This is a genomic window from Pseudomonas sp. R9.37, from assembly GCF_963878885.1.
Taxonomy (GTDB): Bacteria; Pseudomonadota; Gammaproteobacteria; order Pseudomonadales; family Pseudomonadaceae; genus Aquipseudomonas.
Map to the genome: position 1 here is coordinate 585,554 of NZ_CAWNZA010000022.1, position 21,431 is coordinate 606,984.

16 protein-coding genes and 1 tRNA gene are annotated in these 21,431 nt (G+C 61.6%); 13 read left to right on the top strand and 4 right to left on the bottom strand.

Annotation, left to right across the window (positions count from 1 at the left end; all coding sequences use genetic code 11):
- Positions 1–101: 101 nt before the first annotated feature.
- A complete protein-coding gene (locus tag AACU78_RS14865; RefSeq protein WP_106576560.1) occupies positions 102–2,576 on the top strand; it encodes an EAL domain-containing protein in 2,475 nt (824 codons plus the stop codon).
- A gap of 77 nt (positions 2,577–2,653) precedes the next feature.
- Complete coding sequence (locus tag AACU78_RS14870) at positions 2,654–3,427, top strand: TenA family transcriptional regulator (protein WP_234452688.1); 774 nt, start codon at positions 2,654–2,656, stop codon at positions 3,425–3,427.
- A 22-nt stretch (positions 3,428–3,449) separates the two neighbouring features.
- Here AACU78_RS14870 and AACU78_RS14875 read toward each other — a convergent pair whose 3' ends face one another.
- Positions 3,450–4,379, bottom strand: coding sequence for a GGDEF domain-containing protein (locus tag AACU78_RS14875; RefSeq protein ID WP_106576562.1), 930 nt, complete (start codon positions 4,377–4,379; stop codon positions 3,450–3,452).
- A gap of 281 nt (positions 4,380–4,660) precedes the next feature.
- A complete protein-coding gene (gene lldD / locus AACU78_RS14880; protein WP_106576563.1) occupies positions 4,661–5,803 on the bottom strand; it encodes an FMN-dependent L-lactate dehydrogenase LldD in 1,143 nt (380 codons plus the stop codon).
- Positions 5,804–5,904: 101 nt separating this feature from the next.
- On the opposite strand from lldD, the gene AACU78_RS14885 reads away from it, so the two are divergent.
- The 5 genes from AACU78_RS14885 (at position 5,905) to AACU78_RS14905 (ending at position 11,484) form a co-directional block, all read left to right on the top strand.
- Positions 5,905–6,789 (top strand): LysR family transcriptional regulator, encoded by an 885-nt coding sequence (locus tag AACU78_RS14885; RefSeq protein WP_106576564.1) that lies wholly within the window; start codon positions 5,905–5,907, stop codon positions 6,787–6,789.
- A gap of 86 nt (positions 6,790–6,875) precedes the next feature.
- A tRNA-Asn gene (locus AACU78_RS14890) sits at positions 6,876–6,951 on the top strand.
- A gap of 134 nt (positions 6,952–7,085) precedes the next feature.
- A complete protein-coding gene (locus tag AACU78_RS14895) occupies positions 7,086–7,592 on the top strand; it encodes a sigma-70 family RNA polymerase sigma factor (RefSeq protein ID WP_106576565.1) in 507 nt (168 codons plus the stop codon).
- The gene (locus AACU78_RS14900; protein ID WP_106576566.1) at positions 7,589–8,554 is read left to right on the top strand and encodes a FecR domain-containing protein; all 966 of its coding nucleotides are present in this window, start codon (positions 7,589–7,591) and stop codon (positions 8,552–8,554) included. The genes AACU78_RS14895 and AACU78_RS14900 overlap by 4 nt, the downstream gene beginning before the upstream one ends.
- Before the next feature lie 95 nt (positions 8,555–8,649).
- On the top strand, positions 8,650–11,484 hold the full coding sequence (locus AACU78_RS14905; RefSeq protein ID WP_106576567.1) for a TonB-dependent receptor: 2,835 nt from the start codon (positions 8,650–8,652) through the stop codon (positions 11,482–11,484).
- A gap of 66 nt (positions 11,485–11,550) precedes the next feature.
- Here the strand turns inward: AACU78_RS14905 and AACU78_RS14910 are convergent, their stop codons facing one another.
- Positions 11,551–13,371, bottom strand: a complete 1,821-nt coding sequence (locus AACU78_RS14910; RefSeq protein ID WP_106576568.1) for a DUF3857 domain-containing transglutaminase family protein — start codon at positions 13,369–13,371, stop codon at positions 11,551–11,553.
- Here AACU78_RS14910 and AACU78_RS14915 point away from each other — a divergent pair.
- A complete protein-coding gene (locus tag AACU78_RS14915; protein ID WP_256586915.1) occupies positions 13,354–13,941 on the top strand; it encodes an NAD(P)-dependent oxidoreductase in 588 nt (195 codons plus the stop codon). The genes AACU78_RS14910 and AACU78_RS14915 overlap by 18 nt on opposite strands.
- 326 nt (positions 13,942–14,267) lie before the next feature.
- Positions 14,268–15,191, top strand: a complete 924-nt coding sequence (locus AACU78_RS14920; RefSeq protein WP_106576569.1) for a LysR family transcriptional regulator — start codon at positions 14,268–14,270, stop codon at positions 15,189–15,191.
- Here AACU78_RS14920 and AACU78_RS14925 read toward each other — a convergent pair.
- The gene (locus AACU78_RS14925) at positions 15,094–15,798 is read right to left on the bottom strand and encodes a TetR/AcrR family transcriptional regulator (protein WP_106576570.1); all 705 of its coding nucleotides are present in this window, start codon (positions 15,796–15,798) and stop codon (positions 15,094–15,096) included. The genes AACU78_RS14920 and AACU78_RS14925 overlap by 98 nt on opposite strands.
- Before the next feature lie 126 nt (positions 15,799–15,924).
- On the opposite strand from AACU78_RS14925, the gene AACU78_RS14930 reads away from it, so the two are divergent.
- The 4 genes from AACU78_RS14930 (at position 15,925) to AACU78_RS14945 (ending at position 21,418) form a co-directional block, all read left to right on the top strand.
- The gene (locus AACU78_RS14930) at positions 15,925–17,142 is read left to right on the top strand and encodes an MFS transporter (protein WP_106576571.1); all 1,218 of its coding nucleotides are present in this window, start codon (positions 15,925–15,927) and stop codon (positions 17,140–17,142) included.
- An 83-nt stretch (positions 17,143–17,225) separates the two neighbouring features.
- Positions 17,226–18,137, top strand: coding sequence for a LysR family transcriptional regulator (locus AACU78_RS14935; protein WP_106576572.1), 912 nt, complete (start codon positions 17,226–17,228; stop codon positions 18,135–18,137).
- A gap of 91 nt (positions 18,138–18,228) precedes the next feature.
- Positions 18,229–18,993, top strand: coding sequence for an SDR family NAD(P)-dependent oxidoreductase (locus tag AACU78_RS14940; protein ID WP_106576573.1), 765 nt, complete (start codon positions 18,229–18,231; stop codon positions 18,991–18,993).
- Positions 18,994–19,087: 94 nt separating this feature from the next.
- Complete coding sequence (locus AACU78_RS14945) at positions 19,088–21,418, top strand: membrane-bound PQQ-dependent dehydrogenase, glucose/quinate/shikimate family (RefSeq protein ID WP_106576716.1); 2,331 nt, start codon at positions 19,088–19,090, stop codon at positions 21,416–21,418.
- Positions 21,419–21,431 lie beyond the last annotated feature (13 nt).

Genomic DNA, 21,431 nt, shown 5'->3' on the forward strand with positions numbered 1-21,431 from the left:
ACCCGACGCCCTTGAGCGGATCGAGCGAATTTAGCCAAGATTGTGCTGTCAGGAGCGTTAATCACTCGCCTGTTTTTGGTGGTGCTTGTGCAAGGGACCTCATGAAGCAAAAGCGCACTCTCGGAACGACGCTAAGTACGCCTCGGTTGTTGGGCATCGTCTGGCCGTTTATCGCGGTAGTACTGTTCCAGGCATTGCTGGGTTGCGTCAGCCTCTACATGCTCTCGGCAGTACGCGGTTATGTGGCCGGTGAAAGCCTGTGGTCCAAGGGTCAGAAAGATGCGATCTACTACCTGACCCTTTATGCCGACAACCGCGATCCGGCCACTTACCTCAAATACCAGCAAGCCATCGCCGTGCCCCAGGGCGGGCATGAATTGCGCATTGCCCTTGACCGACCCACGCCCGACCTGACGGCCGCGCGCCTGGGTATCCTCAAGGGCGGCAACCACCCTGATGACGTTTCCAGCCTGATCTGGTTGTACCTCAACTTCCGCCATTTCAGTTATCTGGAAAAAGCCATCGAGCTGTGGACCGTGGGCGATGGTTACCTGGTGCAACTGGATGACCTGGCGCGCACGATGCATCGGGCGATCAGCGCTGACCAGGCCAGCAGCACCGACGTGAAGGCCTGGAAAACGCGCATCAACGCCATCAACGACGGGGTCACGCCGGCTGCCAAAGCCTTCAGTGATGCCCTGGGCGAGGGCTCGCGGGTCATCCTGCGCCTGCTGTTGATCACTAACCTGGCCACCGCACTGGGCCTGATCGCGTTGGCCCTGCTGCGCACCCACAAGTTGCTGACCCAGCGCCATGCCTTCGCCGACGCCTTGCAGGTGGAGAAGGAGCGAGCGCAGATCACCCTCGAGTCGATCGGCGACGGCGTGATCACCACCGACGTCGACGGCGCCATTGCCTACATGAACCCCGCGGCGGAGGCACTGACCCACTGGCGCTCATCGCAGGCACAGGGGCTGCCCCTGGCGGCGCTGTTCAAGCTGCTGGACGAAAACGCCGAGCCGGACGGCTTTACGCTGCTGGAACACATCATCAAGGGCCGGCTCAGTGGCGGCAGCGAACATTCGAAGCTGATCCAGCGCCTGGACGGCAGTACCGTGTCGGTGACGCTGGTGGGCGCGCCGATCCGCAGTGCAGGCAAGGTCAGCGGTGCGGTGCTGGTGCTGCACGACATGACTCAGGAGCGTCAATACATTGCCAACCTCTCCTGGCAAGCGACCCACGATGCGTTGACCGGCCTGGCCAACCGCCGCGAATTCGAGTATCGCCTTGAGCAAGTGCTGCACCCGGCAGGGCGCCAGCAAAGCGGGCGGCATGCGTTGATGTTCCTCGACCTTGACCAGTTCAAGCTGGTCAACGACACCTGCGGTCATGCGGCGGGCGACGAATTGCTGCGCCACATCTGCGCACTGCTGCAATCGGACCTGCGTGAGGGCGACACGCTGGCGCGGCTGGGCGGGGACGAGTTCGGCATTCTGCTGGAGAACTGCCCGGCACCTGTGGCGGAAAAGATCGCCGAGAGCCTGCGCCACACCGTGCAAAGCCTGCATTTTGTGTGGAAGGGGCGGCCCTTCATGACCACCGTCAGTATTGGTCTGGTGCACATTTCGCAAACCCCGACCACACTGGAAGCTTCTCTGCGAGCCGCCGACATGGCGTGCTACATGGCCAAGGAAAAGGGCCGCAACCGCGTGCAGGTCTACCACGCGGATGACTCGGAGTTGTCCCTGCGTTTTGGCGAGATGGCTTGGGTGCAGCGCTTGCACATGGCGTTGGAGGAGAATCGCTTTTGCCTCTACGCCCAGGAAATCTCACCGCTGGGCCAAACCGATGGCGGCAATGGCCATATTGAAATCCTGCTGCGCCTGCACGACGAGGCCGGCCGGATTATCCTTCCCGACAGCTTTATCCCGGCCGCCGAACGTTACGGTTTAATGACTTCACTGGACCGCTGGGTGGTAGAAAACGTATTCAAGATCATCGCCCGTTGCATGCACGAGCGTGCAGGCCGACCTATGGCCATGTGTGCGATAAATCTGTCAGGGATAACTATTGGAGATGACGATTTTCTTGGGTTTTTACGTGAAAAATTCGAGGCTTACAGCATTCCGCCTGAAATGATTTGTTTTGAAATAACCGAAACCAGCGCTATAGCGAATTTGGGCAGTGCAATTCGCTTTATTAATGAACTCAAAGCCTTAGGTTGCCATTTTTCGCTCGACGATTTTTGTGCCGGAATGTCCTCATTCGCTTATCTGAAACATTTACCTGTAGACTTCCTGAAGATCGATGGAAGTTTCGTAAAGGATATGCTGGACGACCCGATTAACCGCGCTATGGTCGAAGTGATCAACCACATCGGCCATGTCATGGGTAAGCGCACAATTGCCGAGTTTGTTGAAACACCGCAAATCGAACAGGCGTTACTGGAGATAGGTGTGGATTACGCTCAGGGCTACCTGATTGAACGCCCGCAATTGTTTACCTTTGATAGCTTGCAGTGTCGACCTGTGCGGCCGCAGCCTCTGTTGTTCAAGGCGCCCGGCACATTCCGCTGAAACTTTGCTGGTCTGTACAATCACACTTAAAAAGGAGCCTTACAGTGATCGACACATTCAACAGAACCGGCCCGCTTATGGAAGCCTCGAGTTACCCCGCCTGGGCGCAGCAATTGATCCAGGACTGTAGCGAGAGCAAGCGCCGAGTTGTCGAACACGAACTGTATCAGCGCATGCGTGACAACACGCTCAGCGCCAAGACCATGCGCCATTACCTTATCGGTGGCTGGCCAGTGGTGGAACAGTTTGCCTTGTACATGGCACAAAACCTGACCAAGACCAAGTTTGCCCGTCATCCTGGGGAGGATATGGCGCGCCGGTGGTTGATGCGCAATATTCGCGTGGAGCTCAACCACGCCGACTATTGGGTGCATTGGGCCCGCGCCCACGGCGTCAGCCTCGAAGAGCTGCAAGCGCAGAACGTACCGCCTGAACTGCACGCACTGAGTCATTGGTGCTGGCATACCAGCTCGGCCGATTCGTTGATTGTCGCGATTGCCGCAACCAACTACGCGATCGAAGGTGCAACCGGGGAGTGGTCAGCGGTGGTGTGCTCGACCGGTGTGTACGCGGCAGCCTTCCCTGAGGAAGACCGCAAGCGCGCCATGAAGTGGTTGAAGATGCACGCGCAGTATGACGACGCCCACCCATGGGAAGCGCTGGAAATCATCTGCACCCTGGCCGGGATGAACCCCAGCAAAGCCCTGCAGGTAGAGCTGCGCCAGGCGGTATGCAAGAGCTACGACTACATGTATCTGTTCTTGGAAAGCTGCATGCGGTTGGAGAACGAAAAAGCAAAGGCGCCTGCGGCCGCTCGCGAGCGTCAGGTTCGCGTCGCCAGCGAGGCGTGATGTAAGCGTGATGGCGGGGTGTTTACCCCGCCATTGCCAAGCGGTTGCGGCCTTCGCGCTTGGCCACGTACAAAGCGTTGTCGGCACGGCGCAACAGGCTTTCGGCAGACTCTGCGGCCAACAGCGTCGAGCACCCCAGGCTCACGGTCAGCTCGACCCGTGTGGTATCCGCCCAATAGTCCTGAGCTTGTGCCGCCTTGCGCAGACGCTCTCCGACCATACCTGCCGCGTCCCGGCCGGTGTTGGAGAGCAGGATCAGAAACTCTTCCCCGCCAAATCGAAACACCATGTCGACATTGCGCAGCTGGCTTTTGATCGCCCCGGCCACAGCGCGCAGTACGGTGTCGCCGGTTGCATGGCCGTGAGTGTCGTTGATCTTCTTGAAGTGATCGATATCCAGCATCAGTAGAGACAACGGGTTCATGTGCCGCCGGGCCATGTCGATCTCGCGTTGCAGGGTCTGATCCATGGCGACGCGATTACCGGTTTCGGTCAACGGGTCACGCAGAGCGCTGCGAGTGGCGGCGCGGTAGAGCAGGGCGTTGCGCATCGGATAAAGCAACGTCGCCAGCAGCGCTTCAAGCTGGACCAGTTCGTCTTCCAGCAGGCGTTGATTGCGTCGAAATATCAGCTCGCCCAAGTGCTCACCTTCATGGCTCAAGGCATAGCTCACCGAGTGGTGGCCGCGATGGCCAAATTCCAGGCGCAGGTCGCTGGCTTCGTGGCGATACTGCAACGCATCCAAAGGCACCAGGCGCTGAATCTCGCGAAAGAACAGCCCAAGGATCCGCTGGGGCTCCAGGCTGACTTGCAATTGTTGGCTCAATTGCTGACGAAGTTGGGCGAACGACGCTGGTCGACGGGGTGGCAGGAGAGACGGCTGACCAAAGCCCAGGCGTTGCAATTTGGCACTGTCGAAGTCAATTGCGTGAGTCTGGGTCGGTGTTTTCATAAGCTATCTGCCTCTAAGCACTTAACTGTCTTACAGGCTGCGTGAGAGTGGCGAGTGCCAAGCGTCTTACTGTTCCTTCAGTTCCGTAAAACATTGGTAACAGTTTAAACCGCTTTACCAGGGGTTATAACCCCTGGGTACTGCCGCACGTCTTGTCATCGCTTAACCTGCTTGAAAGGGATTAGAGCGAGATTCATGCCATTTCGTTTAACTTAATAAAACTCCTTATAAATCAACGACCGTTTTACAGAGTAAAAACAGTCGTTGGGTACTGACGTCAGTTATTTGGCTGATTGAACCAGCGTAGTGCTGTCAATCTGATCAATCGACGTCACGCCGGTCAGTGTCATGGCCACGCGCATCTCCTTGGCGAAGATGTCCAGCAGGTTTTCAACGCCGTGCTGGCCATCGGCAGCCAATGCATAGGCCGTCGCGCGTCCCAGCAGGCAGGCCTTGGCACCCAGTGCGAGCATGCGCACCACATCCAGCCCGGAACGGATGCCCGAGTCGACCAGTACCGTCAGGTCATCGCCAACCCCATCGGCAATCGGCGGCAAGGCTCTGGCGGTAGAGAGCACGCCATCAAGCTGACGGCCGCCGTGGTTGGAGACCACGATACCGTCGGCGCCGAAACTCACCGCATCCTTGGCGTCCTGTGGGTCGAGAATGCCTTTGATGATCATCGGGCCTTTCCAGAATTCACGGATCCACTCCAGGTCTTTCCAGCTGATCGACGGGTCGAAATTGTTCGCCAGCCAGCCGATGTAATCTTCCAGATGAGTCGGCTTGCCGAGGTATTTTGAGATGTTGCCCAGATCGTGCGGGCGGCCCATCAGGCCTACGTCGAAGGCCCATTGCGGTTTGGTGACCGCCTGCAGCATGCGCCGCGACGCCGCGAACGGCCCGGACATGCCGGAGTGGGCATCGCGGTAACGCGCGCCAGGCGTCGGCATGTCCACGGTGAATACCAGTGTGGTGACCCCGGCAGCCTGCGCGCGCTCCAGCGCATTGCGCATAAATCCACGGTCCTTGAGCACATAGAGCTGGAACCAGATCGACTGCGGGCTCTGCGATGCCACTTCTTCAATCGAGCACACCGACACCGTCGACAGGCAAAACGGAATGCCCTGGTTCGCCGCTGCCTTTGCCGCTTGCACCTCACCACGCCGCGCGTACATGCCGGTAAGCCCCACCGGGCTCAGAATCACCGGCATGGCCAGTTCCTGGCCGAACAGGTGGGTCTTGAGGCTCAGGTTGTCGACGTTGCGCAGGATACGCTGGCGCAGGCTGATCTCGGCCAGGTCCGAACTGTTGGCGCGCATCGTGTGCTCGGCGTAGGCGCCGCCGTCGATGTAGTCGAACAGAAAGCGCGGCAGCTTGCGCTTGGCGGCGGCGCGGTAATCGGAAGCGGACGAGATGATCATCAACAGTGTCTCCACAAGGCAAGGTGGGTTCAGCATAAGGAAATATCTGGCATGATAAAAACAACTTTTATCGCTAGCAGCCAGTCGCTAAAGGAATACCGATGAACCTCAGAACGCTGCGCGCCTTTGTCGAAGTGGTGCGCCAGGGCGGTTTCTCCCAGGCGGCCCAAGTGGTGTCCCTGACACAGTCCACCGTGAGCAAGGCGGTCAAGACGCTGGAGGATGAATTGGGTACGCCGTTGCTCAATCGCCTGGGCCACAGGAACGAACTGACCGCCGCTGGCGAAATTGCCTACCGCCGCGCGCTGGTGTTGCTCGCTGAACGCAACGATTTGGTGGCCGAGATCAACGACCTGCGCGGGCTCAAGCGCGGCGTATTGCGCATTGGCTTGCCGCCCGTGGGCTGCGGCGTGTTGTTTGCCGCGATGTTCGCCGCTTACCGCAGGCTGTACCCGGATATCGATATCGAGCTTACCGAGTATGGCAGCAAGAAATTGCGTGAATGCCTGGAAGCCGGGGAGGTCGATCTGGCGGCGCTGCTGTTGCCCATGGATGAAGATTTCGACTATCAGTCGGTGCGAAACGAACCCTTGATGGCCGTGCTGCCCATGAGCCATCCACTCGCCCAACGCACACGCATTGATTTCAACGACTTGGCGGATTCGCCGTTTATCCTGTTCGAAGCGGGTTTTGCCCTGAATGCCAAGATCCTTGCCGCCTGTGAACGCAAAGGCGTGACGCCGAGGGTGACGGCCCGCAGCGGCCAGATCGACTTTATCGTCGACTTGGTGGCGGCGGGGCTAGGTGTCGCTTTCCTGCCGCGCATGCTTGCGCACAAACATCAACAATCCGGCATCGCCTTGATTGCCCTGGACGAGGCGCACACTGATTGGCACATCGCCCTGGCGTGGCGCGCCAGTGCGCACCTGCCGCCCGCCGCCCGCGCCTGGCTGGACCTGGCCAAGGAAATGGCCAGCCCGGTATAGACGTTCACAGCGGTTGACCGAAGTAATTCTGGAAAATATGCCTCAGTGCTTGACTTCTTCTTTTTAATCAGTAACATACGGCGCATTCCGCGATAGCTCAGTTGGTAGAGCAAATGACTGTTAATCATTGGGTCCCTGGTTCGAGTCCAGGTCGTGGAGCCAGATAGAGAAAAGCCTGCAGAGATGCAGGCTTTTTTTTGCCTTGGATTTGACTGATGGCAGCCACCCCAACCCCTATACAACGCCCACCCCAAAGCCATAAGATGAGAAGCATTATCATTTAATGCGGATCTGACATGCACGACGACAGCATCGCCTCGCCGGTCGCCAAGCTGTATGCGAATCACCATGGCTGGCTTCGGGGTTGGTTGCATCGGCGGCTGGGGCACAGTGCCGATGCCGAAGACCTGGCACACGACACGTTTATCCGCGTGTTGCGCTCCAAGGAGGATGTGCGCGAGTTGCGCCAACCCATGGCGTTTTTGGCCACCATCGCCAATGGCTTGCTGATCAATCGCTGGCGTCGCCAAGCGATCGAGCGGGCGTACTTGGAAGCACTGGCGGCGCGGCCGCTGGCTGAGGAGCCTTCGCCGGAGGAGCGCCACCTGATGATCGAGACCTTGTTGCAGTTGGATTCGCTGCTGGTCGGGTTGTCGGCGCGGGTTCGGCAGATTTTCTTTTTGTCCCAGCTCGATGGCCAGACCTATCCGCAAATCGCCGCGCAATTGAGCCTGACGGTGGCCCAGGTGCAGCGGGCCATGAGCAAGGCGTTCAGTGTGTGCTACGCGAGTCGCTTTGAATGAGGGGCGCTGCAGTTGACCCGCGCGTGCGCGACCGTGCAATCGATTGGCTGGTGCGGATCCAGTCCGGGTTGATGAGCGCCGGTGATCATCAAGCGCTGCAGCAGTGGCGTCAGGTGAGTGCCGAGCATGAGCATGCGTGGCAGCGGGTAAGCAGCTTGCCGTTGATGCTTCAGCCGGGCGCCGATCTATTAGCCGATGCCACGGCGCGCCGGGCGTTGCAGGCGGCCGGGGCTGACCCGCAGCGTCGTCGCCAGGTGCTCAAGTGTTTGCTGGCGTTGGGGCTGCTGGGTGGGATCTCCTGGCAAACGGCGGATTCCAGTTTGGTGCGTTCGGCATTGGCGAGCTATCGCACGCGTGTGGGCGAGCGGCGGCACTGGGCCCTGGCGGATGGCTATTCGCTGTGGCTAAACACCGCCAGTGCGGTAAACCTGGACTTGGGCGCAGGGCAACGCAGCGTGGAGCTGGTCGAGGGCGAACTGGCCCTGGATACCCCGGCCGGGTCTGCGTCGCTGGAACTGCCGACCCCCAACGCGGTGCTCTACAGCCATGGCGCCCACCTGCTGGTGCGTCATGATCGCCAAGGCACCCGGGTGACGGTGTTACGCGGGCTGGCGCAAGTGAGCACGCGGCGTCAGCCGACGCCGGTGCCGTTGCAGGCAGGCTGGCAGATGCAGGTGGACGAGCGTGGAGCAGGGCGCCCGAGCCCCGTCGATCGGGTGCTGGCCCAGGCCTGGATGCGCGGCATCCTGCCTGCCGAGCGCATGCGCCTGGACCACCTGTTGGCTGAGTTGTCGCGCTATCGCCCAGGCTTATTGCGTTGCAGCGATGCGGTGGCCGCCCTGCGCATCACTGGCAGTTTCCAGCTGGACGATACCGATGCAGCGCTCGCGTTGGTCGCCCACACGTTGCCGGTGCGTATCGAGCGAAGAACGCGTTATTGGGTGACGGTGGTGCCTGCGTGAAGTTTTTTTTCGCGGCGCGATAGTTTTTTCGATCTGGCTTGGCCTTTAGGTATTACCCACCGGCACAGGTGGGTTTCAACCCCTAGGAGCCTTGCATGATTTCCCCCGCTCGTGTCTTGCGTACCCATACATTCAGCTTGCTGTTTTTGAGTTTACAGCCGCTCTACGGCGAGCTGGTTTTTGCCGCCGGCGAACGCCCTTACCGAATTAGCGCCGGCCCGCTGGATCAAGTCCTGTCGCGCTTTGGTGCCGAGGCGGGCATCAGCATGGCGGGCAGTGCGCTGCTTACGGCCGACAAGACCAGCCACGGGCTGCAGGGGGAGTACAACATTGAGTCGGGCCTGACCCAACTGCTCTCAGGCACTGGCCTGGGCTATCAGCGCCAGGCCGACGGCGGCTATGTCTTGCGTGCGCATCAAGGTGCAGTCCTGCTGCCGACGCAAAAGGTCACGGGCGAAAATCTCGACGAGGAAGACGTCTACCGCGCGCCGCGCTCATCGGTGTACATCTCCGGCGAAGACATGCAGCGCTTTGGCGTGGTCTCTGTGGGCGACGTGCTCAAGGGCCAGCCGGGCGTGCAGGTCGGCGACAGCCGCAATGGTGGCGGGCTGGATGTGAATATCCGCGGCATCCAGGGCCAGAGCCGGGTGGCGGTCACGGTGGATGGGTCGCAGCAGGCACTGGATGTCTATCGCGGTTATGCCGGTACCCAGCAGCGCAGTTACATCGACCCGGACATGATCAGCGACATCACGATCGACAAGGGCCCCAGCCTGACCTCCAGTGCCATCGGCGGCACGGTGAAAATGCGCACCCTCACGATCGACGACATCCTCAAGGACGGCAAGACCATCGGCCTGCGCCTCAAGGGCGACCTGTGGAACAACGGCGTTGCTCCAGCCTCTCGAGACCCGCATTCCAAGACCGAAGACCTGTACTCGGAACCGCACCAGAGTCGCGGTGGGCTGTTCGGCTCAGAGGCGCAGGCCGGCAGCGCGGCATTTGCCTATACCCATGATTTTTTCGACGTCGTGGCGGCCTATGCCAAGCGCAACCAAGGCAATTATTTCGCCGGCAAAAAGGGCCAGGACCGCTACCGCACCTACGACCGTTGGGGCGATGAAGAAACCAGCGTGGCAACCACCTACAACGCTGGCGAAGAAGTGCTGAACTCCTCGTCGAGGACCGAATCCTTGCTGCTCAAGACCACCCTGCGTCCGGCGGACGGCCATACTTTCGACCTGGGTTACCGCCGCTATGACGGGCGCATCGGCGAGATCATGCCTTCGGATATCTTCCGCTTTGGCACCGGCGGCATCTATCAGTACCCCTTGGGCCACACCACAATCGACACCTACACCGCGCGTTACAACTACTTGCCTGCGGGTAACCCGTTGGTGGACCTGACTGCCGACCTGTGGCTCACCGATGCGCAAACCAGCCAGCTCACCTCGGTACGCGCGCCGGCGTCCCAGGCGTATCGCTCGGACCGCGCCTGGAGTCGTCAGGCTAACCAGCGTATTGGCGGCGGCCTGGCCAACACCTCGAACTGGGCGACCGACTACGGCGACTTGAAACTGGACCTGGGCGGCTCGTTCCAGCTCGAAGAGCTGCGTCCGCAAAAAGGCGTGGTCACCAATCAGGACGATATCAACGCCAACCGGATGCTGCGCGAAGGGTCGCGGCAAGAGTTCAGCTTCAATGGCAAGCTGGAGTACAAACCGGTGGACCGCCTCACGTTATGGGGCGGCGGGCGTTACACCCACTATCGCAGCAAAGACCACATCGCCAATGCCACGGCGCGGCGTGAGGAGCGAGACCTGCGCTACCTGCGCGTCTACAACGGCGGCAATTCCGGCAACATGATGTGGTTCCCTGACCAGAACGGCGATTACACCGACGCCACCGATCCACGCCTGAACAATGGCATTGTCTTCCAGAACACTAACTTTCCTTTCGAGGGCGTTCGGTACAACAACTTTGGCGCGGTTGATTCCACGGTCTATCCGTCCCAGGTCGGGGAAGTGGTTACTGGTTATGACTATTCCGCCAAGGCGAGCAACAGCGGCGGCGCCTTTGCCCCGGCGGTGGGCATCAATATCGAGGTGCTGCCGGACACCTTTGTGTATGCCTCTTACACCCAAGGCTTTCGTATGCCTTCGCTGTTCGAAACCAGCCAGGGCGTGTTGCAGACCGTGCCCGGCAAAGGCCTGAAGCCCGAGCGTTCGAGCAATTGGGAGATCGGCGCCAGCACGCTGCAAAAGGGGCTGTTGTTCGATGACGACTCGGCGGCGATCAAGCTGGCCTACTTCAACAACACCATCAAAAACTACATCACCCGCTACTACGACCCCAGCCCTGGCCTGTGGGGCTTGATGCGCTTCAGCAATACCGACAGCTACAAGACCAGCGGCCTGGAATTGCAAACCCGCTACGATGCCGGGCGTGTATTTGCCGACCTGTCGTCCACCTACTACCTGAAGACCGAAACCTGCGATGCGGCGTTCGCGGCCACACTGCGCGCTACCAGTGACAGCTACCAGAAAACCAGTAATACGCCGAACTGCACGCCGGGCAGCTTCATGGGTTCTTACACCAACACCCAGAACCCGCCACGGTTCGCAGGCAACCTCACCACAGGCCTGCGCTTCTTCGACCAGAGCCTCACGCTCGGTACGCGCATCACCTACACCTCAGGCCCCACCGTCACCGCCGACAAACCCTGGCAGACCGGCGCCACCACGCCGCAATTGAATTACCGCGAAGTGGCCTTGGTCGATCTGTTCCTTAACTACAAGTTGCAGGAAGACGCCAGCCTCAACGTGTCGCTGCAAAACCTGACCGATCGCTACTACCTGGATCCACTGGCGCAGAGTTTCATGCCGGCGCCGGGGCGTACGCTGCGGGTGGGAGTGCAGGCGAAGTTCTAGAGGCAACGGTTGTGATCCTCGCGCGGCGGTGCAATAGCCCGTCACGCGAGGTTCGGCAAGGCGGGGTTACAACGTCTGCACGATAATCTGGCTTTTCAGGTCGTTGACCATGCCTTCAATCGCCGGCTTCATGGCGACAAAATCCTGCGGGCTGCACAGCGCGTCGGGGTTGCTGAACGCATAGCTGCGGGTGATGAGTACGCTGTTGCCTTCCTTGACGTAAGTGGTCTGGTAGTTGAATCCACCGGTATTCAGCGTTACAGCCTTGGGCACCGCGAGGATATTCAATTGTTTGGGGAAGTCGAAGCGCGCTTTTTCTTCAATCGTGCCAGAGGTACAGATGAAGGCCTGCGTGCGGTCTTGTTCCGCCATGAGGCTGAACACGTTCTGGCCGATGCCGCCCGCGAGGCTGCTGAGCGTCGGTACGCCCGTGGGGCCGGGCAGGTTGACCAGGTTCTCGGTACGCCCTTTGACCGTGGACGTGAAGGTGGCGGCATTGCCTTCCAAGGGGTCGGTTTCAATCTTGCCGCTGCCGCTTTGCCCGTACATGCTGAGGACTTTCTGGGTCAGTTGATCACGGTCGGCAGGCATGATGGATTTGAACAGGAAACGATTGAGTTCCGTGGCCCAGCCTTCCACCGTGGTGCCGTTGGTGAAGTCCGCCGCGCCGCTCGGGTCGATCTTGAAGTGCAGCGTGCCGTCCACCTTGCCCAATTGGTGTGAAGGTGTACGCGCCAGTTCGCCGCTCTGGGTCAGTAACACGGGTTTACCCAGTTCCGGAATCATCAAGTAGCCGGCGGCGATGGGGGTGGCGGTGGAGTCCAGATAAAGGTCGAGGGTCGGGACGTAGGTGATCGCATGGTTAAGCAAACCCAGGGTCGGCACCTTCGGCAGTAGGTAGGCGTCGCCGAGGTTGATCAGCGCGGGCGAGCTTTCGATGGCCACCGCCTTGAGCAGCGCTTCGAGCAAGGCAACATGGTCCTTGCAGTCGCCATAACGGTTATCCAGCACCGCCTGCGCCGCGTGCGGCACCACGCCGCCATTGCCGACGTAAACCGCGACGTAGCGAATGTTCTTGCGCACCCAGTCACTCAGCACCAGTGCTTTGCTGCGCGGGGAGTCCAGGTTGGCGGTGAGTTCCCTGGCCAGTTGGGTAATGGCGGGCGTCACCTCAACCTGCGCCCTGGCGGCATACGCCTGGGCAAACTGTTTGTAATCAGTGAAGGTTGACACGGCGAGGCGTTGCCCGTAATCGGTGTAGGCGACGGAGCCGACTTCAACGCGGTTTTTCTCCGTGGGTTGCAGGTCCCAGCGATAGATTTTTCGCCCGTTGGCGGTGGTGGGCTCGGCGGCTTTGAAACTCCTTACGTCAGCGAACAAGGGCATGTCGGCTGGCATGTCGTAGGTGAAGTGGATCTGTTGGTTCTCGTAGAAGTCCGGCGCGTAGAGGTCTTCAAACTGTCCGGGGAACATCGCGGTGGTGCGATGGCGCTGGTAGCGCAAGACCATGCGGTCACCGACGGCTACGTCAGGGAAGATCACCACTTTGACGCGTGAGTCCTGGAACATCGGCGCTTCGGCTGAGGCCTGCTCCTGCTGTTCCTTGATCTGGTCGGCAGCCACCGGCACTTTGCGTCCGTCGGCTTTCTGGGTGTAGGCCTCCACGATGTCCACGGTTTCCAGCGAGCGGTTGAAGCTCACCGAGCGTTGCGCGTTGGGCTTGATCGCGCGTTCCTCATTGATGCGCGAGACCAGATCGAAGTCGAGCACAAAACTGCCGTCGGCATTGACTACGTAGGCCTGGCTATTTTTGTTGCTTAGCGTCGTGTGGGAAGCGTCTGGGTATCGCTCGACAGCCGTGAAGACCTGATGGGCGAAGAGATTCATGGGCGAACGATGGGACTGGTCGGCCTGGGGGAAATCGGTCGGCGTGTGGCGCGGATTGCCCAAGGTTTTGGCCTGGATGTTTTGGCCTACGACCCGCATCTGAGCAACCAACAGATTCTCGCTCACGGCGCCACACCCGTGACCTTGCCGGAACTGCTGAGGCGCAGTGATTTCGTGTCGTTGCACTGCCCGTTGGACGCCAGCACTCGGCACCTGATGGGCGCGCACGAGTTCGCGGCGATGAAGCCCGGCGCGGTGTTCTTGTCCACCGCCCGCGGCGGCATTCATGATGAAGCGGCGTTGTACGAAGCCTTGCAAAAAGGCCACCTCAGCGGCGCCGGGCTCGACGTGTGGGCGTGCGAGCCGCCTGCGCAGAACGCACCGCTGATGAGCTTGCCCAATGTGGTTGCGACCTTTCACACGGCGGGCGTCACCCACGGCGGGCGGCGCAATGTGGCACGCTCTTCGGCGGCGCAAATTGCCGCGATCCTGCGCGGCGAACGGCCGCCGCACTTGCTCAATCCTGAAGCCTGGGAGGTGGTCTGCGAGCGCGTGCGCCTCAGCCGTTGAGCCAGGCGTTAATGCTTGCTCGGGGAACAGAGGCGCGTGAACAGTCTTTGAGGATTTGCACCCGCGTGTTGGCGGCACGTGCGTGGCGATGGCAAAGTCTGGCAGACACGAATCACAGCGTCGTAGCCTTCTTAACCCGCGTGGCGCGGTCAAAAGCCTCGCGCTGCGCGTGCGTGATGCGACCTATCGGTCTTCTTTCAGCCGCGATGCGGACGAGGTGCGGGTGCTGATCACCTACACGCAGCAGGTGTGGTAGCTGTATTTATGCGGCGCAGCCTGATAAACAGCTCGGTAACCGTTCTAGCTGGTACCGGGTGTCATTGATCATGAAACGCCATTTCGAAGATGTGCAACTGGGCAGCATCGAGCTGTTTTGCCTGGCCGCCGAAGCCAATAGCTTCACCGCTGCCGCACAGATTGCCGGGGTCACCCCGGCCGCTGTGAGCCGCAGCATTTCGCGTCTGGAAGAACGCCTGGGTACGCAGTTGTTTGTGCGCACCACGCGCAGCATTCGCCTGACCTACAGCGGCCGTACATTCTTCGGGCAATGCCGCCAGGCGCTGACGCAATTGGTGGAGGCGCAGCAGGAAGTCATGGGCGCGCAGTCGGTGCCGTCCGGCCAGTTGCGCATCAGCGTGCCGACCACTTACGCCCATCATCGGCTGTTGCCGTTGCTGCCCGCGTTTCGCGCGCTGTACCCGCAAGTGACCGTGGACATCCATATCAGCAACCGCAATATCGACTTCGTTGCCGAAGGCTATGACCTGGCGATTCGCGTGCGCGCCCAGCCCGATTCATCGCTGATCGCACGGCTGCTGGAAGACGCTGAATTGGTGGTGGTGGCAGCGCCGGCCTACCTGCAGCGCGCCGGCACGCCGCAGACGTTGGAGGATCTGCCGTCGCACGAGTGCATTCAGTTTGAATTGCCCAGCAATGGCCGACGCATTCCCTGGTTGTTCCAGGTGCAAGGCCAGGAACAGGCGTTTGCCGGGGAGGCGGGTTACAGCGTTTCTCATGACGTGCTGGGCGGCGTGACCTTGGCCAAGCATGGCGCGGGGCTGTTTCAGACCTACAAGTTCATCGTCGAACACGAACTGGCTGACGGCACGCTCCTGGAGGTGTTGAAGCCGTTTGGCGGGCGCACGCGACCGTTTACGTTGCTGTACCCCCGCGGGCGCTATGTGCCGCATCGGGTGCGGGCGTTTGTGGATTTTTTGCTGGCGTATCGGGACGTGTGGGCGGCGCCGTAGACGCGGCGATGTCCCATGTCAGCAGGAGTTGGCTGATCGCTGCATTGAGGGTTTCAAACGACGCATTGTCACGCGCCAGAATGGAAACACCCTGCAGAAAGCTGTCATACACCGTCGCCATTGCCGCCACATTGATCGTGTCCGGCAACTGCCCGGCACTCACACCTCGCGCCACGCACGCCACAATCCCTGCCCGGGTCCGTGCGCGTGAGTGGGTCAATGCGTCGGTGACCCGTGCATTCTCCGGGCTCGGCGCACTCATCACCCCCAGCGTGACCATGCAGCCCTTGGGGTGGGCGCTGTCACACTGCATGCGCGCCGATTGGCGCAGCGCCGTTTCGAGGGCTTGGCGCGGCGGCAGGGTTTCGTCCCACAGGCATTCAGTGACCTGGGCGTAGGTCGTCAGGTAGCGCTGCACGCACTCATCGAACAGCGCCTCTTTGGAGCCGAACGCCGCATAAAAACTCGGCGCGGAGATGCCGCCACCCAGGCCGGCCTTGAGCTGGGCGAGGGAAGTGGCGTCGTAGCCGTGCTGCCAGAACAGATGCATGGCCTGTTCCACGGCCTGTTCACGGTCGAAGTTACGCGGGCGGCCCATTTGTGCCATTTCGTTTCTCCTGTGCAGATCGATATAAATACTAGTCGATACATAAGTCATTGACAACGCGCTCACGCTGCACGCAACATCTGTATCGATCAGTATTTAAATCGCCTCAGCTTTAAGGAGTTGCCTGTGACACCCTCACTCAGCGTATCCGCCTCGTCCGAACGCCTGCCCACCGGCGCATTGCTCGCGCTGGCCATGACCGGCTTCATCTGCATCGTTACCGAAACCCTGCCCGCCGGCCTGCTGCCGTTGATCAGCGAGGGCCTGGCGATTTCGCCGTCGCTGGCCGGGCAGATGGTCACCGCCTACGCGCTGGGTTCGGTGCTGGCGGTGATCCCCATGACCATTGCCACCCGCGGCTGGCGCCGGCGCAATGTGCTGTTGCTGACCATCGTCGGGTTTCTGCTGTTCAATTCCATCACTGCGCTGTCGTCGCACTATGGCGTGACCCTGGTGGCGCGCTTCTTCGCCGGCGTGGCGGCAGGGTTGGCCTGGAGCCTGCTGGCCGGTTACGCCCGCCGCATGGTCGCGCCGCATCAACAAGGCAGGGCGCTGGCCTTGGCGATGGTCGGCACGCCGATTGCGCTGTCGTTGGGCGTACCGCTGGGCACGTGGCTGGGCGGGCTGGTGGGCTGGCGTACCACGTTCGGCCTCATGTCGGCGCTGACGCTGATGTTGATTGTGTGGGTGCTGGTAAAAGTCCCGGACTATCCGCCCCAGGCCGCGCACCAGCGTGTGTCGCTGGCCAAGGTGCTGACCACGCCCGGTGTACGGCCCGTGCTGGCGGTGGTGATCAGTTGGATGCTGGCGCACAACATTCTGTACACCTATATCGCCCCGTTCGTGGCGCCGGCCGGCTTGGGCGACCGCGTGGATGTGGTGCTGCTGGTGTTCGGAAGTGCTGCATTGGCGGGGATCTGGCTGACGGCCAAGTTGGTCGAGCCGCTGTTGCGCCGTACCGTGCTGGTCAGCCTGGCGACGTTTGCGGCCGTGAGCGTGGTGTTCGGTTTTGTGGGCAATATGCCGCAGGTGATTTACCTCGGCGTGGCGGTGTGGGGTTTGAGTTTTGGCGGCGCGGCAACCTTGCTGCAAACAGCCCTCGCGGACGCGGCGGGTGACGGCGCAGACGTGGCGCTGTCGCTGAACGTGGTGGCATGGAACAGCGCGATCGCCGGCAGTGGCGTGGTGGGCGGCGTACTGCTCGATACCTGGGGCGTTGCCTCATTTCCCTGGGCAATGGCGCTGTTGGTTACGCTGTCGTTTGCGATTGCCTGGCGCGCACGCACCCATGCGTTCAAGCCCGGCGCGCGCGGGGCGGGCAAGCCCGCCGTGGCGGGGCATTGACTGGTTGCTGAGTGACGCTCATTAACTTTGCTGAGTAACGGGGTAAACTCCGGCCAGTCGTCACTACCGCCCAGGACCCCGCCATGCAGATCAGCCGCGCCAACCTTGCCGACTTCGTGCTCTTCCTGGCCATTGCCCGGCACCAGAGCTTCAGCCGCGCGGGCCTGGAGGTGGGCATCAGTGCGTCGGCGCTGAGCCATGCCATCAAAGGTCTGGAAACCCGCCTCGGCGTGCGCCTGTTGAACCGCACCACCCGCAGCGTCACGTTGACCGCTGCGGGCGAGGAGTTGCACAGCGTCATCAGTCAGCCCATGGATGACATCAGCCAGGCGGTCGAAGCGCTCAATCGTTTTCGTGACGAGCCCACCGGGCGCATCCGCCTGAACCTGCTCAGCGATGCCGCCGACCTGCTGCTGGGCCCGGTGTTGCCATTGTTCAACGCGCGCTATCCGGACATCCAGATCGACCTGGCCGTGACCAACCAGCTCGTCGACGTCATTGGCGCAGGGCATGATGCGGGTATCCGCTACGGCGGTACGGTGCCGGAAGACATGATCGCTCAGCGGTTGTCCGCGGATATCCGTTGGGTGGTGGCCGGTTCGGCGAGTTATCTGCAGCAGTATGGCGTGCCTCGCCATCCCCATGACTTGCTCGACCATCGCTGCCTGCGCATCCGTTTGGGCAACGGTTGCCTGTACGACTGGGAATTCGAAAAAGACGACGAGCACCTGGCGATTGCAGTGCCAGGCGCCATCACCCTGGATGAAACGCGCGTCGGCCTGTCGCTGATGCGCCAGGGCGCTGGCCTGATGTATGCGCCGGAACCGGCCATGGCCCCTTTGGTGGCGCGCGGGGAGGCGGTGCGGGTGCTCGACGACTGGGCCAGCATGGGCCCCGGGTTTCATATGTATTACGCCAGCCATCGGCAATTGCCGATGGGGCTGAGGCTTTTGATCGACCTGATCCGGGAAGTGCAGCCGCTCGGTGATTGCTGAGCAGCGCTCATCAGTACATCCCGATTTCACCCGGTATTCATCCTCTGCTGCGTCACTTAGCGTGACGCTACGTTTGAGCGAGGAGATACCCATGAGTTTTTCATTCCAACACCAGGTCGCGCTGGTCACCGGCGCGGCGTCCGGCATTGGTCTGGCGACCGCCAACGCATTCGCGCACGCCGGTGCAGCCGTGGCGATTGTCGACGTCAACGCGCAGGCTGCACGCGCGGCCGCCGAGGCGTTGGTGGCCGCCGGTTATCAAGCGATTGGTCTTGGCTGCGACGTCTGCGACATTGACCAGGTACAGGCCATGGTCAAGGAAACCGTCGCGACGTTTGGCCGACTTGATGCGGCATTCAATAACGCCGGCATCCAGAACGTACTGGCAGAAACCGCCGATGCGAGCGTTGAGGATTACGACCGGGTCATGTCGGTCAACCTGCGCGGCGTCTGGAGCTGCATGAAGTTCGAGCTTGAGCACATGCGTCGCCAGGGCAGCGGCACCATCGTCAACTGTTCCTCTTTGGGCGGTCTGGTCGGCGGGGCGCAGCGCGCCAATTACCACGCGGCCAAGCATGGCGTGATCGGGCTGACCAAAAGCGCGGCGCTTGAATACGCCACCCGAAACATCCGCATCAACGCGGTATGCCCCGGATTGATCTGGACGCCAATGGCTGACCAGATGGTTGCCGCCGGCCAGGGCGACGCGCTGGCGGGCATGGTCAAAAGCATACCGATGGGGCGTCACGGTCGACCGGAAGAAATCGCCGACGCCGTGCTCTGGCTCAGCAGCTCGACCTCCAGCTATGTCACAGGCCAGTCCATTTCGGTGGACGGGGGTTTTGTCATGCGCTAGCACCGGCGTTACGCCACGCAAGCCGCGCCCGACATTACCCACAAGGAGTACCGAGCCGATGCCGCCATCAGCCTCTTCCAAAACAGCCGCGCTCATGCTCATCGGGCTCGGCCTCATGCTCGCGCTGGCAGGTGCGTGCCTGTTGGGCGGTGGCGGCTATCTGATCGCCCTCGGGGGTTCCTGGTACTTCGCGCTCGCGGGCCTTGGCCTGTCTGCCAGCGGGGTGTTGTTGATGCGCCGCCGCCTGCAAGGTGTGGTGATTTACCTGGGCGTATCAGCCGCCACCGTCGCGTGGTCATTGTGGGAGGTCGGCCTGGATTTCTGGCCGCTGTTTTCCCGCTTGATGGCGTTTGGGGCGCTGGCGGTGCCGGTGCTGCTTGCCACTGCGCAGCTGTGCGTCAAGGCTCGACCGGCCGCCTACGCGGGGGCTGCGCTCGTGAGCCTCTGCCTGGCGGCCACGCTCTACCTGGCCCTGCAGCCACAGCCTATTCAAACGGCTACGGGCGCGCCGGCGCCGGTAGCCGGAAAGGCCGTCGGCAACGTGGAGCCGGCGACCGACTGGCGCTACTTCGGCCAAAGCCCCTCGGGAACCCGACATGCGCGGCTCGAAGCAATCACCCCGCAAAATGTTGCCGGGCTGCAAGTGGCCTGGACCTACCGCACCGGCGAAATTCCCCGCGGCAGCCAGGGGCATGTGGTCACGCCGCTGCATGTGGACGGCGTGCTGTATGGCTGCACACAGTCCAGCCAATTGTTCGCGCTGGATGCCGACACCGGTCAGGAAATCTGGCACCACGACCCACACGTGCAGGCGAACAACGTCTACCCGCGCTGCCGGGGTGTGGGGTATTACGCCGCGCCTGAGGCTTCAACCTCAACGGACCAAGCGTGCACGCGGCGGATCATTGCAACCACCGTGGACGCGCGTTTGATTGCCGTGGACGCGCGCACGGGGCAAGCGTGCGCAGGGTTCGGCGACGCGGGCAGCATCAGCTTGCGCAGCGGCATGGGCAGCGCCGATCAGGCGCTTTATTTCCCCACCGCCGCGCCCACCGTGGTGCGCGATCTTGTCGTCGTCGGCGGGCTGGTCTGGGACAACCAGAAGACCGGCGAGCCCTCCGGTGTGGTGCGCGCCTTCAACGTGCGTACGGGCGCACTGGTGTGGGCCTGGGACTTGGGCAACCCGGCGATTACCCGTGAGCCACCCGAGGGCCACACCTACACGGCGGGCACGCCGAACGTGTGGTCGACACCTGCGTTCGATGAGGCACTGGGCTTGATTTATCTTCCCACGGGCAACGCCACGCCAGACTTTTGGGGCGGCCATCGCACCGACGCCGACGACCGCTATTCCTCCTCTATCGTTGCCCTCGACATTGCCACCGGCCGCGAACGCTGGCGTTTCCAGACGGTGCACCACGACGTGTGGGATTACGACGTCCCGTCGCAGCCCGCGCTGTACGACGTGCCGGATGGCAACGCCGGAACGCTCCCGGCGTTGATCCAGACCACCAAGCGCGGGCAGATCTTCATGCTTGACCGACGCACGGGTCGCCCGATTGCGCAGGTGCAGGAACAACCCGTCCCGCAAGGTGGTGTGGCTGATGACCGGACGTCGCCGACCCAGCCGTACTCGGTCGGCATGCCTTCGATTGGCACGCAGCCGTTGAGCGAAAAACGCATGTGGGGGCTCACGCCGTTGGATCAGTTGATGTGCCGCATTCAATTTCGCCGGGCGCGTTACGAGGGCGAGTTCACACCGCCCAGCGAGCGCCTGACCCTGCAATACCCGAGTTGGCTGGGCGGCATGAACTGGGGCTCTGTGTCGATTGCCGAAAACCTCGGCTACCTGATCGTCAACGACACGCGCGTGGCGACCTGGAGCCGGATGATCCCGCGTGCCGTCTACGATCAAAAAGCGCTCAGCGGCGGCGGGCACGAAGGCAATGCACCCCAGGCGGGTACGCCGTGGGGCATTGAGCAAGGACGCTTTCTGTCACCGCTGGGCATCCCATGCCAGGCGCCGCCTTACGGAACCCTCAGCGCGGTCGACCTGGCCACGCGCAAAGTGCTCTGGTCAATGCCCCTGGGCACCACCGAGCAAACCGGGCCGCTGGGGCTCGCCACCCATCTGCCCATGCCCATCGGCATGCCAACGCGCGGCGGCCCGGTGACGACCGCCACTGGCCTGGTCTTCATGGCCGGCACCCAGGACTTCTACCTGCGCGCCTTTGATGTACGCACCGGCCATGAACTGTGGAAAGGTCGTTTGCCGGTGGGCGCAGAAGCAACACCCATGACGTATAGTTCGCCGAAGACCGGCCGCCAGTTCCTGGTCATCAGCGCCGGTGGCAACTCGGCCACCACGCTCAAAGGCGACTACGTGGTGGCCTTCGCATTACCTGTACCGATGATTCAACATTGACGCGATAAAGCGC